At 69.9% G+C, this 13080-nt stretch carries 12 protein-coding genes; 7 read left to right on the top strand and 5 right to left on the bottom strand.

Annotation, left to right across the window (positions count from 1 at the left end; translation table 11 throughout):
- Positions 1–39 precede the first annotated feature (39 nt).
- The 3 genes from AB0H62_RS34850 to AB0H62_RS34840 are packed head-to-tail and all read left to right on the top strand — an operon-like array spanning position 40 to position 2260.
- Positions 40–780 carry an Asp/Glu/hydantoin racemase gene (locus tag AB0H62_RS34850; RefSeq protein ID WP_220243942.1) on the top strand — a complete coding sequence of 247 codons (741 nt, stop codon included), beginning with the start codon at positions 40–42 and terminating at the stop codon, positions 778–780.
- Between the two features lie 46 nt (positions 781–826).
- Positions 827–1561, top strand: a complete 735-nt coding sequence (locus AB0H62_RS34845) for a maleate cis-trans isomerase (RefSeq protein WP_360590817.1) — start codon at positions 827–829, stop codon at positions 1559–1561.
- Positions 1562–1564: 3 nt separating this feature from the next.
- Positions 1565–2260, top strand: a complete 696-nt coding sequence (locus AB0H62_RS34840) for a GntR family transcriptional regulator (RefSeq protein WP_220243944.1) — start codon at positions 1565–1567, stop codon at positions 2258–2260.
- A gap of 70 nt (positions 2261–2330) precedes the next feature.
- On the opposite strand, the gene AB0H62_RS34835 is transcribed toward AB0H62_RS34840, so the two are convergent.
- The 3 genes from AB0H62_RS34835 to AB0H62_RS34825 all read right to left on the bottom strand — a co-directional run bounded on the left by AB0H62_RS34835 (position 2331) and on the right by AB0H62_RS34825 (position 5413).
- Complete coding sequence (locus AB0H62_RS34835; protein ID WP_360590815.1) at positions 2331–2810, bottom strand: DUF4262 domain-containing protein; 480 nt, start codon at positions 2808–2810, stop codon at positions 2331–2333.
- 84 nt (positions 2811–2894) lie between these two features.
- Entirely contained in the window at positions 2895–3953 is a 1059-nt protein-coding gene (locus AB0H62_RS34830; RefSeq protein WP_220243946.1) for a tartrate dehydrogenase, read from the bottom strand.
- Positions 3950–5413 carry an NAD-dependent succinate-semialdehyde dehydrogenase gene (locus tag AB0H62_RS34825; RefSeq protein WP_220243947.1) on the bottom strand — a complete coding sequence of 488 codons (1464 nt, stop codon included), beginning with the start codon at positions 5411–5413 and terminating at the stop codon, positions 3950–3952. Before AB0H62_RS34825 ends, AB0H62_RS34830 begins: the two co-directional genes overlap by 4 nt.
- Positions 5414–5524: 111 nt before the next feature.
- Between AB0H62_RS34825 and AB0H62_RS34820 the strand changes: the two genes are divergently transcribed.
- Together AB0H62_RS34820 and AB0H62_RS34815 are read left to right on the top strand one after the other, a co-directional pair.
- Positions 5525–6784, top strand: coding sequence for an aminotransferase class III-fold pyridoxal phosphate-dependent enzyme (locus AB0H62_RS34820; protein ID WP_220243948.1), 1260 nt, complete (start codon positions 5525–5527; stop codon positions 6782–6784).
- 3 nt (positions 6785–6787) lie between these two features.
- Complete coding sequence (locus tag AB0H62_RS34815; RefSeq protein ID WP_220243949.1) at positions 6788–7288, top strand: DUF3830 family protein; 501 nt, start codon at positions 6788–6790, stop codon at positions 7286–7288.
- A gap of 75 nt (positions 7289–7363) precedes the next feature.
- On the opposite strand, the gene AB0H62_RS34810 is transcribed toward AB0H62_RS34815, so the two are convergent.
- A complete protein-coding gene (locus AB0H62_RS34810) occupies positions 7364–7669 on the bottom strand; it encodes a winged helix-turn-helix transcriptional regulator (protein WP_220243950.1) in 306 nt (101 codons plus the stop codon).
- An 868-nt stretch (positions 7670–8537) separates the two neighbouring features.
- Between AB0H62_RS34810 and AB0H62_RS34805 the strand changes: the two genes are divergently transcribed.
- Both AB0H62_RS34805 and AB0H62_RS34800 read left to right on the top strand, forming a co-directional pair.
- Entirely contained in the window at positions 8538–9911 is a 1374-nt protein-coding gene (locus AB0H62_RS34805) for an FAD-binding oxidoreductase (RefSeq protein WP_360590811.1), read from the top strand.
- Positions 9912–9941: 30 nt separating this feature from the next.
- Complete coding sequence (locus tag AB0H62_RS34800; protein ID WP_360590809.1) at positions 9942–11495, top strand: acetolactate synthase large subunit; 1554 nt, start codon at positions 9942–9944, stop codon at positions 11493–11495.
- A 5-nt stretch (positions 11496–11500) separates the two neighbouring features.
- Here AB0H62_RS34800 and AB0H62_RS34795 read toward each other — a convergent pair whose 3' ends face one another.
- Positions 11501–12910, bottom strand: a complete 1410-nt coding sequence (locus AB0H62_RS34795; RefSeq protein WP_360590807.1) for an MFS transporter — start codon at positions 12908–12910, stop codon at positions 11501–11503.
- Positions 12911–13080 lie beyond the last annotated feature (170 nt).

Here is a 13080-nt window from a genome sequence, read left to right as displayed (position 1 = left end):
GACGTGTCATCTGCACAGGCGTATTCCGGAGGCTGAGCCTTGGATCTGGACATCCTCGCGTTCGAGGGCCCGCTAGCCCAGCGCGGCATCGGCGTGATCGCACCGTTCGACCTCGCCCTCGAACGCGAACTCTGGCGATGGGTACCGATGGAGGTCTCCCTCCACCTCGCCCGCACGCCGTACGAGCCCGTGCCCGTGAGCATGGAGATGGCGCAGCTCGTGAGCGACAGCCGGCACCTCGCGGCCGCGACCCGCGACGTACTACACGTCGAGCCCGAGGTAGTCGCCTACCTCTGCACGTCGGGCAGCTTCGTGAACGGCATCGACTACGAACGCTCCCTCACCAAGGCGATCTGCGACGCGGGCGCACCCGACGCCGTGACGACCTCGGGGGCGCTGGCCGAGGTGCTGCAGCAGCTCGACCTGCACCGGATCTCGGTGCTCACCCCCTACGACGCCGACCTCACCGGCAAGCTCCACGACTTCCTCGCCGAGCTCGGCGTGACCACGGTGTCCAGCGACCACCTTGGTCTGGGCGGCGGCATCTGGAAGGTCAGCTACCGCACCATCGCCGAGCGCATCCTCGCCGCCGATCACAGCGACGCCGAAGCGATCTTCGTCAGCTGCACCAACCTCCCCACGTTCGACTTGATCGAGCCCCTCGAGAAAGCGCTGGGCAAGCCCGTGCTGACGGCCAACCAGCTGACCATGTGGGCCTGCCTGCGCCGCATGTACCTGCCGATCGTCGGCCCCGGCAAGTGGCTGCGGGAGGTCTCTTGACCCACCTGTCTAAGATTGTCGACAATCTGCGTATCCCGGAGGTTTTGTGACCACGATCGGCTTCATCTACCCCGACCACGCGGCCGAGGACGACTACCCGCTCGCCGAGCAGCTGCTCGGCGGGTCGGACGCCGACGAAGGCGACATCCGGCTGCCGGTCGAGCACATCTACGGCACCGACCTGCACGCCGTGCCGGAGCTGCTCGACCTCGGCAGCGAGGCCCGCCTCGCCGACGGCGCCGCCCAGCTCGCCAAGCACGAGCCCGACGCCGTGATCTGGGCCTGCACCTCCGGCAGCTTCGTGTACGGCTGGGACGGCGCGCGCGACCAGGCCGACCGCCTCTCCGCGGTGGCAGGGGTCCCGGCATCGAGCACGTCGTTCGCCTTTGTGCACGCGGCGCAGGCCCTCGGCGTGAAGCGCGTCGCGGTGGCCGCGAGCTACCCCGACGACGTCGCGCGCCTGTTCGTGGACTTCCTCGCCGCCGGCGGCGTCGAGGTGCTCACGATGGCGAGCGCGGGCATCGACACCGCCGCCGAGGTCGGCCGGCTCGAGCCCCAGGCCGTGGTGCGCCTGGCCGTGGCGAACAACCACCCCGAGGCCGACGCCGTGCTCGTGCCGGACACCGCGATGCGCACGCTCGGCGAGATCAACACCATCGAGACCGCGCTGGGCAAGCCCGTGCTCACGGCGAACCAGGTGACGATCTGGGAAGGCCTGCGGCTCACCGGCACCACGCGCCTGGTGCGTTCGCTGGGCGCGTTGTTCCGGGTGAGGAGCTGAACCGTGGTCGTCCTGCCCGACATCGAACCGGTCAGCCGGGAGTCGACCGCCGCCGTGATCGCGCGCCAGCTGCGCGACGCGATCATGACCGGCGCGCTGCCTCCCGGCACCCAGCTCGGCGAGACCGACCTCGCCTCCCGGTTCCAGGTCTCGCGCGGCCCGCTGCGCGAGGCGATGCAGCACCTCGTCTCCGAAGGACTGCTCCGCAGCGAGCGCCACCGCGGCCTGTTCGTGATCGACCTCGAGCCGAGCGACGTGTTCGACATCTACCTCGCCCGCTCGGCCGTCGAGCGCGCCGCCCTGCTGTGCGCCCTGCGCGGCGACCGCGAGCTCATCGCGGCCTCGCTGGAGCAGTCCGTGGCCGACATGGCCGCCGCCGCGAACGACGACGACCCCACCGCGCTCTCCGCCGCCGACCTCGCCTTCCACGAGGCCCTCATCAACGCCTCCGGCAGCAAACGCCTCGTACGCATGGCCCGCACCCTCCTCATCGAGACGCGCATGTGCCTGACGCTGCTGCAGAGCACCGAGCAGGGCGTGGAAGACCGCGTGGACGAACACACGCGGATCATCGACGCCCTGCGCACCGGCGACGCGGACGCGGCCCTGCACCTGCTCGACGCGCACATGGAGGACGCGATCGGCCGACTCGTGCCGGGGACGAGCCTGAAGGAAGGCGGAGCGCCGGCTCCCGCGTGACCGTGACCACGAGCCGCGACCGCAACCGCGCAGGCGTGACAACTCCGGCCGAAGACCGCGCCACACCCGTTCAGTCATCGGACCGCGTCCCCAGCACCGGCTGGCCGCCGAGGCCGTCGCGGTAGGACGGGGACCACGGGAAGCGGCCGGCTTCGTCGGCGTGGACGAGTTGCAGGGCGCGGATGTCGTGGCCGTACAGGGAAACCGCGACCGACAGGTGCGCCGACGGTGACGTGAGGGCGACGACCTCGACGGAAGGCAAGCCCCGCAAGGAAAAGATCTCGCCGGGCTGCGGTGGACCGGAGTCGAAGGAGCGTTCGGCGGCGGCGCCCAGCAGCAGGATGGACGGGTGCGGCGGCAGACCGGTGACCACGAGCTCCGGCAGGCCGTGGGCCGTCAGGCCGACGGTGTAGGCCCAGGGCGGCCGGGGACCTGTGCCCAGCACGCCCTGGACGCACCAGCCGTACTCCTGGATCCGCTCGAGGACCTCCGCCAGGTAACGCTCCCCGGGTCTGGCCGTGTTTTCGCGGTCCTCACACTGCTCGCACATCGGTGCTCCCCCTCGTTCGACGAAACCGGTCCGGCGGGAGCCGGTCGGTCGAGGAGAAGTGAAGCGGGGAGCACCGACGAAAAATCAGCGGAGCGCTTCGGCCACCGCCGTGCCGAGGCGAGTTGTGGTAGCGGTGCCGCCGAGGTCGGGGGTGAGCTCGGCGCCGGCCGTGAGCACCTCGTCGACGGACGTGCGGATCGCTTGCGCGGCAACGGTTTCGCCCAGGTGTTCGAGCAGCATCGCACCCGCCAGGATCTGGGCCACCGGGTTGGCGATGCCCTGGCCGGCGATGTCCGGAGCGCTCCCGTGGACCGCTTCGAACATCGACGGAAACTCACCCGATGGGTTGATGTTTCCGGACGGCGCCATGCCCAGTCCGCCCGTGACGGCGGCGGCCAGGTCACTCAGGATGTCGCCGAAGAGGTTCGACCCGACGACCACGTCGAGCCGGTCCGGCGCCTGAACCATGCGCGCGGCCAACGCATCCACGTGCATCTGTCCACTTTCGACGTCCGGGTACTTCGCCGCGACCTCGGCGAAGATCTCGTCCCAGAACGGCATCGAGTGGATCAGCCCGTTGGACTTCGTCGCCGACGTCACGCGAGAAGAACGCGTACGCGCCAGCTCGAACGCGTACCGGATGATCCGTTCCACCCCGACCCGCGTGAACACGGATTCCTGCAGCACGAACTCGTCCGGCCGCCCGGAGTTGTGCCGTCCGCCGATCGCCGAGTACTCGCCCTCGGAGTTTTCGCGGACGATCACCATCTCCAGCTCGTCGGCCGTCCGCCCCGAAAGCACCGACGTGGTGCCCGGCAGCAGCCGTACCGGCCGCAGGTTCACGTATTGCTGGAACGCGCGCCGCAGCGGGATCAGCAAGCCCCACAACGAAATGTGGTCCGGCACGCCGGGGAACCCGACGGCACCCAGCAGGATGCCGTCGAACGCCGCCAGCTGCGCCACGCCGTCGTCCGGCATCATCGAGCCGGTCTGGGTGTAGCGCTCGCAGCTCCAGTCGAACTCGGTCCACTGCAAGGAAAAGCCATGCCGAGCAGCGGCCGCGTCCAGGACCTTGCGCGCCTCGACCGTGACGTCGACGCCGATCCCGTCACCCGGGATGCTCGCGATGCGGTACTCGCTCACAGGCTCACCGCGATGTACTTGGTCTCGAGGAACTCCTCGATGCCGACCGTGCCACCCTCACGCCCGAGCCCCGACTGCTTGATGCCGCCGAACGGCGCCGCCGGGTTCGACACGATGCCCTGGTTCAGCCCGATCATCCCGGCCTCGAGCCGCTCCGACACGCGCAGCGCCCGCTTCACGTCGCTGGTGAACAGGTACGAAACCAGGCCGTACTCCGTGTCGTTGGCCTTCGCGATCGCCTCGTCCTCGGTGTCGAACTGGGTGATCGGCGCGACCGGCCCGAAGATCTCCTCCGACGCCATCCGCGCGTCGACCGGCACGTCCGTGAGCACCGTGGCCTGGTAGAAGTGGCCGGGCCCGTCCACGGTCGCGCCGCCGGTGAGCACCCGCGCGCCGCGGTCGGTGGCGTCCTTGACCAGCGCGGTCACCTTCTTCACGGCGGCTTCGTCGATCAGCGGACCGACGACCACGCCCTCCTCCGTGCCCCGCCCCATCGCCAGCGCCTGCATGCGCTCGGTCAGCCGCCGCGAGAACTCGTCGGCAACGCCACGCTGCACGTAGAAGCGGTTCGCCGCGGTGCACGCCTCGCCGATATTGCGCATCTTCGCCTGCATCGCGCCTTCGACGGCGGCGTCGAGGTCCGCGTCGTCGAAGACCAGGAACGGCGCGTTGCCACCCAGCTCCATCGACGTGCGCAGCACCTTCTCCGCGCACTGCTCCAGCAGCTTGCGCCCCACCGCGGTCGACCCCGTGAACGACAGCTTGCGCGCGCGTCCGTCGCGGATCAGCGGCTCCATCACGCCACCCGCGTCGGTGGTCGTGACGACGTTCAGCACACCCTCGGGCAGCCCCGCCTCGGCCAGGATCGACGCCAACGCGAGCATCGACAACGGCGTCTGCGCGGCCGGCTTGATCACCATCGTGCAGCCGGCGGCAACGGCCGGGCCGATCTTGCGCGTGCCCATCGCCATCGGGAAGTTCCACGGCGTGATCAGCAGCGTCGGGCCCACCGGCTGCTTGGTGATGAGGAAGCGGCCGACGCCGTTGGGCGCTGTCGCGTACCCGCCGTCGATGCGCACGGCCTCCTCGGCGAACCAGCGGAAGAACTCGGCGGCGTAGGTGATCTCGCCGGCGGCCTCGGCCAGCGGCTTGCCCATCTCGAGGGTCATCAGCAGCGCCAGCTCGTCACGGCGCTCGATCAGCTTGTCGTAGGCCCGGCGAAGGATCTCGCCTCGTTCACGGGGTGCGACGGCGGCCCAGCCGGCCTGCGCCGCGACGGCCGCGTCGAGGGCCGCCATGCCGTCCTCGGCGCCGGCGTCGGCCACCTCACACAGGGCGGTGCCGGTGGACGGGTCCTGCACCTCGAAGGTCTTCCCGCTCTTCGCGGGCACCCACTTGCCGCCGACGAAGAGTTCCTTGTCGACCGCGCCGACGACGCCGGCTTCAGTGATCGCGCTCATCCAGCTTGCTCCTCCGTGTTGTCCCGAGGCCATGCTATGGATATTGTCAACAATCGACAACCGCCACAGTGCTTTCCCCAGCAACCTCACACCAAGAACCAGGAGCGCCGCATGGCCGAGCTTTCCCCGCTGCTCAAGCAGGCAACTCCCGTCGTGGTCGACCACGGTGAAGGGGTGTACCTCTACGACGTCGACGGGAAACGTCACCTCGACTTCACCGCGGGGATCGGCGTGACCAGTACCGGCCACTGCCACCCGCGCGTCGTCGAGGCCGCGCGCGACCAGATCGGCAAGCTCATCCACGGCCAGTACACGACCGTGATGCACAAGCCGTTGCTGGAGCTCACCCGCCGCCTCGGCGAGGTGCTGCCGACGGGTCTCGACTCGCTCTTCTACGCCAACTCCGGCAGTGAAGCCGTCGAAGCCGGGCTGCGCCTCGCCCGCCAGGCGACCAAGCGCCCCAACGTGATCGTCTTCCAGGGCGGCTTCCACGGCCGCACGGTCGCGGCGGCCACCATGACCACGTCCGGCACGCGGTTCAGCACCGGCATCGGCCCGCTGATGGGCGGCGTGCACGTGGCCCCGTTCCCCTACGCCTTCCACTACGGCTGGGACGAGCAGACCGCCACGAAGTTCGCGCTGCGCGAGCTCGACTACCTGTTCCAGACCGTCTCCGCGCCGAGCGAGACGGCCGCGTTCTTCGTCGAGCCCGTGCTCGGCGAGGGCGGCTACGTGCCGGCCAACACCGAGTTCATGGCCGGCCTGCGCGAGCGCGCCGACCGCCACGGCATCGTGCTCGTGGTCGACGAGGTGCAGGCCGGGTTCGGCCGCACCGGCAAGTTCTGGGGCCACGACCACTTCGGCATCACGCCCGACGTCGTGCTCATCGCGAAGGGCCTCGCGAGCGGTTTCCCGCTGTCGGGCATCGCCGCTTCGCACGAGCTGATGACGAAGGCGTACCCGGGTTCGCAGGGCGGCACGTACGGCGGCAACGCGGTTTCGTGCGCCGCGGCGATCGCGACGCTCGACGTGATCCGCGACGAGAAGCTGGTGGAGAACGCCGCCGAGCGCGGCCGTCAGCTGCTCGAAGGCGCGCGGCTGATCGCGGACAAGACGCCGGCGATCGGCGACGTCCGCGGCCTCGGCCTGCTCGTGGGCACCGAGTTCACGACCGCCGACGGCGAGCCGGACGGCGCGACGGCCGCGGCGGCCCAGCAGCTGGCGTCGAAGAGCGGCCTGCTGCTGCTCACCTGCGGCGCCTACTCGAACGTGGTCCGCATGGTCCCGCCGCTCGTCGTGAACGCCGAGCAGGTCGACGACGCACTGAAGATCTGGGGCGACGTGGTCGCCTCCGTCACCGTGGGGGGCTGAGGAATGGCGCGCTACATCACGATCAAGCTCGACAAGCGCGGCGTCTCCTGCCGCGCGCGGCTGCTCGACGCCGAGGCGCCGCGCACCTGCCAGGCCGTGTGGGACGCGCTGCCGCAGAGCGGTTCGGCTTACCACGCGAAGTACGCGCGCAACGAGGTCTACACGCTCGTGCCGCCCTTCGCGAACCCCAAGCCGGGCCGCGAAAACCCGACGATCACGCCGATCCCGGGCGACGTCGTGTACTTCGGGTTCGAGGCGTGGGAGATCGGCAACCCCGCGTACGGCTACGACGACGGCAGCGAGGCCCACGGCGACCAGGGCGCCACGGACCTCGCGATCTTCTACGGGCGCAACAACCTCCTGATCAACGGCGACGCCGGCTGGGTGCCGGGCAACGTCTTCGCCACGATCGAAGAGGGCCTCGCCGACATGGCGGCGGCCGCGCAGGACCTGTGGCTGCGCGGCGTCGAAGGCGAGACGCTCACGTACGCCCGCTCGGAGTAAGACCCCCAGCGAAGGCCTCCGCGTCCGGTGTCCGGACGGGCGCGGAGGCCTTCGTCGTCCCCCAGCACCCCCGGCTCAGCCGGGGCCGTTGACGTAGTTCTCGTACAGCGCCGTCCACACGTCGAGGTCGGCGAGCTCGTCGGCCAGGCACCGGCCTTCTTCGGTGAGCGCGAACCGCGTGTCGGGCGCCGGGCGCTCGTCCCACGAACCGGTCCCCCGGACGAGCCCTTCCGCGGCGAGCACCCGCAGCACCCGGGCGAGCCAGTGACGCGACAGTCGGGTGCGCCTGCGCAGTTCGGTGAAGCCCGTCTCACCCTCGGTGAGCACGTCGATCACCTCGACGGCCTTGCGGTAGCCGGTCACGTGCAGCGGTCCGGGCACGGCACACCTCCTTCGCACGCGACGCTAAAGCGGTCGGGCACAAGGAACTCGGGCCGTTGACGAAGCTTTGACGCGGCCGCCGCGGGCGTTGACACCACGGCTCCGTCACCCGGGCGTGTGAACCTCCGAGACTCACCATTCGTGGCAGCCCCATCACCGGTTCGGGTAACGACGACGCCCGGTTGTCGCAACGGCAGTCTGCTACCCAGAGTGATCAACTGATCTCGCGGCTACCTACGGTGGCCGTCCGTCCACAATGGCACCCCGCCGAAGAACACGAAAGCCTTACGCGTTTACGGTGGAAGATTCGTGACGCCCACCCCAGCCGGGGAATGGCTTTTTGACACCACGCCAGGGCGGTGAAAATCTTCGTTCGCTCCTCGCGAGAGCACAACTGAACACAAATCAGAACAAGGAGCCCCTCAATGCACACGTTCATCCAGCACGCGCACCACGGCCACGACCTGATCACGGGTCTGCTCGCCCACCTGGCGCACGTGCTCGGCTGGCTTGTCTGATCTGGCGGCAAGGTTTCACCGGGGGCCGGCCTGTTGGCGCGGGCCGGTCCCCTCGGTCACCTCTTTTTCCGAAACACCAGTGCCGAATCACCCGCCACGCCGTGCGCAACAGCGTGGCACAGTGTTCTTTCCCGCCATTTTTCGGCGGCTCGCGGGGCGTCGCCGAAATGGTCGTTTTTTCATTTCCAGGTGAAGGGGACGCGGCACCGAGGCCACCGGTCGCCGCAGGGGCGCGAACGGTCCCTTCGCGACACCCCTCCCGTCAATGTGAAGAAGTTTCATAGCGAGCCCTCCACGCGACGTACTACGCTTCGGTAACCAGGCACCGGCGCGTGAGGGAGTGGCAGCTGATGGGTACCGTCGCGGCACGGCTGGCGGACATCGTCGGGGCGGCGAACCTGCTGGTCGGCGACGCGATCTCCGACGACTACGCCCACGACGAAGCGCTGAGCGTGCAGCAGCAGAAGCCCGCGTACGTGGCGAAGCCGCACAGCGCCGAGGAAGTCGCGGAGCTGCTGAAGGCCGCGACTGAAGCCGCGCTGCCCGTGACCGCGCGGGGCTCCGGCACCGGGCTCTCCGCGGCCGCGCGACCCGTCGAAGGCGGCCTGCTCGTGTCGTTCGAGCGGATGAACGCCGTCCTCGAAATCGACACCGTGAACCACGTCGCCGTGGTGCAGCCGGGCGTCACGCTGGCGGAGCTGGACCAGCGCACGGCCGAGGCGAACCTGACCTACCCCGTGTACCCCGGGGAGCTCAGCGCGAGCATCGGCGGCAACGTCGGCACCAACGCTGGCGGCATGCGCGCGATCAAGTACGGCGTGACCCGCAGCAACGTCCTGGGCCTGCAGGCCGTGCTGCCCACCGGCGAGATCATCCGCACGGGCGGGCGCACGTCGAAGATCTCCACGGGCTACGACCTCACGCAGCTGATCGTCGGCTCGGAGGGCACGCTCGCGCTCGCCACCGAGGTCACGGTGAAGCTGCACCCGCGGCTGCCCCACGGCGCCACCGTGCTCGCGCCGTTCGACGACTTCGACCAGGTGATGGCCGCGGTGCCGAAGATCGTGACGAGCGGGCTCGCGCCCCACATCCTCGAGTACATCGACAACCTCACGATGGCCGCGATCGTGTACAACGAGAAACTCGAGCTCGGTGTCCCCGACGCGATCCGCGACAAGGTGCAGGCGTATCTGGTGGTGGCGCTGGAAAACCGCGACACCGGCCGGCTGGGCGAGGACGTCGAGACGCTCGGCGAGCTGCTGGGCGAACTCGGCGCGATCGACGTGTACGTGCTCGAAGGCGGCTCCGCGCGCAAGCTCATCGAAGCGCGGGAAAAAGCGTTCTGGTCGGCCAAATCCGCGGGCGCCGACGACGTGATCGACGTGGTCGTGCCGCGCTCGTCGATGTCGCCGTTCCTCACCAAGGCGCGCGAGCTGGCGCTGGCCGCGGGCGCCGGCGCGATCGGCTGCGGGCACGCCGGCGACGGCAACGTCCACCTCGCGATCTTCTGCAAGGACCCGCAAACGCGCTCGAAGCTCCTCACCGACATCTTCACGTGCGCCATGGACCTCGGCGGCGCGATCTCCGGAGAGCACGGCCTCGGCCGCACGAAAACCAAGTACCACAAGGAACTCGAAGACCCGGCGAAGCTCGAGCTGCTGCGGCGGATCAAGCAGGGGTTCGACCCCGCCGGCATCCTCAATCCCGGTGTCCTCTTCTCCTGAGCCCTGAGCCTGACCCAGAAAGTGAGCAGCATGAACGGCGCCCAGTCCCTGATCCGCACCCTCGTCGACGCCGGGGTGGAGGTCTGCTTCTCGAACCCCGGCACGTCGGAGATGCACTTCGTCGCCGCGCTCGACTCCGTGCCGGAGATGCGCGGGGTGCTCGGGCTGTTCGAGGGCGTGGTGACCGGCGCGGCCGACGGCTACGCGCGCATCGCCGAGAAGCCCGCCGCGACCCTGCTGCACCTCGGCCCGGGCCTCGGCAACGGGCTCGCGAACCTGCACAACGCGCGCCGCGCGCACACGCCGGTAGTCAACGTCGTCGGCGACCACGCGACCTACCACAAGCAGTACGACGCGCCGCTCGAATCGGACATCGACGCGCTCGCGGGCTCGCTCGAAGGCTGGGTACGCCGCTCTTCGCACACGAAGGACGTCGGTGCCGACGCAGCGGCGGCCGTCGCGGCTTCGCAGGACGCGCCGGGCCGGGTGGCCACGCTGATCCTGCCCGCCGATTCGTCGTGGGGCGAAGGCGGCGAGACGTGCGCGCCGATCCCGCCGCGCGCGCCGCAGGCCGTGGACGCGACCACGGTGAAGAACATCGCCGAGGTGCTGCGCAGCGGTGAATCGGTGGCGCTGCTCATCGGTGGTCCCGCCTGCCGCGAGGCCGGGCTGCTGGCCACCAGCCGCATCGCCGCCGCGACGGGCGCGAAGGCGCTGATCGAAACCTTCCCGGCGCGCCTCGAACGCGGCGCGGGCCTGCCGAACATCGAGCGCCTCGGGTACCTGTCCGAGCAGGCGATGTACCAGCTCGACGGCGTGAAGCACCTGATCGTGGCCGGCACGCGAGCGCCGGTGTCTTTCTTCGCCTACCCCGACAAGCCGAGCGTGCTCGTGCCCGAGGGCGCCAAGGTCCACGTGCTGGCGGAGGTCGGGCAGGACGTGGCCGCCGCGCTGAGCGACGTCGCCGCGATCGTCGCCGCCGACGTCGAGCCGGTGCTGCAGGAGGCTTCGCGTCCGGCGTTGCCGAGCGGTCCACTGACGGCGCAGAACTGGGTCGAGGTGATCGGCGCGCTGCTGCCGGAGCAGGCGATCATCGCCGACGAGGCCAACACGTCCGGCCTGCTGCTGCCCGGGGCCACGGCGGGAGCCCCGCGCCACGACGTGCTGACGCTGACCGGCGGCGCGATCGGCTACGGCATGCCGGTGGCCACGGGCGCCGCGATCGCCGCGCCGTCGCGTCCGGTGATCAACCTCCAGTCCGACGGCAGCGCGATGTACACGATCTCCGCGCTGTGGACCCAGGCGCGCGAAAACCTCGACGTCACCACGGTCATCCTCAACAACCACGCCTACGCGATCCTGCGCATGGAGCTGCAGCGCGTGGGCGCGGCGTCGGACGGCCCGAAGGCCAAGGAACTGCTCGACCTCAGCCGACCCGACATGGACTTCGCGAAGATGGCCGAGGGCATGGGCGTGCCTGCCACGCGCGCGACCACGGCAGAGGAGCTGGCCGAGCAGTTCAGCCGGGCGCTGGCGGAGCCGGGGCCGCACCTGATCGATGCCGCGGTGGCGCCGCTGCTCTAGTTTCGCTAGACCGCAGCGGGTTCCCGTGCGGCCGTCTTCGCGCGGACCCGGGGCACGAGGGCCGTGAGGCCCAGCCCGATCACCGCGGCGACGGCCGCCACGGCGAACGTCGTGCGGAAGCCCGTGAGCGAAGGGACCGTCAGCGCGCCGACGGTGATGGTCAGGTTGGCGAGCAGCGTGGCCATCACGGCGCTCGACGTCGAAGTGCCGACGGAACGCATGAGGGCGTTGAGGCCGTTGGCGGAAGCCGTTTCCGTCACCGGCACCGAACCCATGATGAGCGCGGGCATCGCGGCGTACGCGATGCCGACGCCCGCGCCGATGATCACGGACGCGGTAATGAGCTCGACGACGTTGTCCATCAGCAGGATCGCGAAGACGTAACCGAGGGCGATCACGACGGACCCGGTCATGAGGGTGACGCGCGCGCCGTGGCGGTTGGTCAGGCGCGCGGAGACGGGTGAGAGCGCCATCATGACCAGGCCGTTGGGCGCGAGGCAGAGGCCGGCCTGGACCATCGTCTGGCCGAGTCCGTAGCCGGTGGCCGACGGTGCCTGCAGCAGCTGCGGGAACGACAAAGCCATGGCGTACATGGAAAACCCGACGAGGATCGACGCCAGGTTCGTGAACAGCACCGGCCGCCGCGCCGACACGCGCAGGTCGACGAGCGGGTCACGGCGGCGCAGCTGGTACCAGCCCCACGCCAGCAGCACGACGATCGCCGCCGCGGCGGTGGCCAGCGTGCCCGCGCTGCCCCAGCCCCATTCGGCGCCCTTGACGATCGGCAACAGCAAGCACGTGAGGCCCACGACCAGGCCCAGCGCGCCCACGTAGTCGAACGGCGCGGGCGTGTGCACGGGCGATTCGCCGACGTAGCGCAGGATCAGGGCCGCGCAGATCACGCCGAGGCCCGCGGAACTCCAGAAAAGCACGTGCCAGTCGGCGTTCTGCGCCACGACGGCCGCCAGCGGCAGCCCGATCGCACCGCCGACGCCGAGCGTCGCACTCATCAACGCGACGGCCCCGCTCACCTTCTCCGGCGCCAGCTCGTCACGCATGATGCTGATCCCCAGTGGGATCACACCCATCGCGCACCCCTGCAATCCCCGGCCGACCACCATCAGCGCGAGCTCGCTGGTGAGTGCCGAGACGACCGAGCCGACGACCAGCACTGCCAGGCTCGCGAGCAGCACGCGTCGCTTGCCGTAGAGGTCACCGAGCCGCCCCGCGACGGGCGTGATGATCGCGCCCGCAAGCAACGTCACCGTGACCACCCACGACGCGTCGGTCGGGGATGCGTTGAGCAGCTTCGGAAACGCCGGGATCAGCGGCACCACCAACGTCTGCATGAAAGAAGCGACGAGGCCGCACGAAGCGAGCACCGGGACGATCGCTCGTCCGCTTGTCTGACCCACGTTGCGCCCCCGGTTTAGTCGTACGCAGTACCGGAAGGGACGCTACCGCTTAGACCGTCCTTGTCGGGAGGTACGTGATTGATCCGACTTAGCGGACTGGGCTGAATGGAGCAGTCAAATCGGGCGCGAGCCTGGCGACGCCCGTCCGATTTCGGGCGGGAGCGCGCGGT

The organism is Amycolatopsis sp. NPDC050768 (assembly GCF_040654155.1).
In the GTDB taxonomy this organism is placed as follows: Bacteria; Actinomycetota; Actinomycetes; order Mycobacteriales; family Pseudonocardiaceae; genus Amycolatopsis.
The sequence above is the reverse complement of the archived record's forward strand: the minus strand, read 5'-3'. Positions and strand labels throughout refer to the sequence as shown.

Bases quoted from the DNA above. Each gene is read 5' to 3' on its own strand.
- AB0H62_RS34820 (WP_220243948.1), top strand. From the start codon at position 5,525: ATGGCCGAGCTTTCCCCGCTGCTCAAGCAGGCAACTCCCGTCGTGGTC.
- AB0H62_RS34805 (WP_360590811.1), top strand. From the start codon at position 8,538: ATGGGTACCGTCGCGGCACGGCTGGCGGACATCGTCGGGGCGGCGAAC.
- AB0H62_RS34835 (WP_360590815.1), bottom strand. From the start codon at position 2,810: ATGTGCGAGCAGTGTGAGGACCGCGAAAACACGGCCAGACCCGGGGAG.
- AB0H62_RS34800 (WP_360590809.1), top strand. From the start codon at position 9,942: ATGAACGGCGCCCAGTCCCTGATCCGCACCCTCGTCGACGCCGGGGTG.
- AB0H62_RS34815 (WP_220243949.1), top strand. From the start codon at position 6,788: ATGGCGCGCTACATCACGATCAAGCTCGACAAGCGCGGCGTCTCCTGC.
- AB0H62_RS34825 (WP_220243947.1), bottom strand. From the start codon at position 5,413: ATGAGCGCGATCACTGAAGCCGGCGTCGTCGGCGCGGTCGACAAGGAA.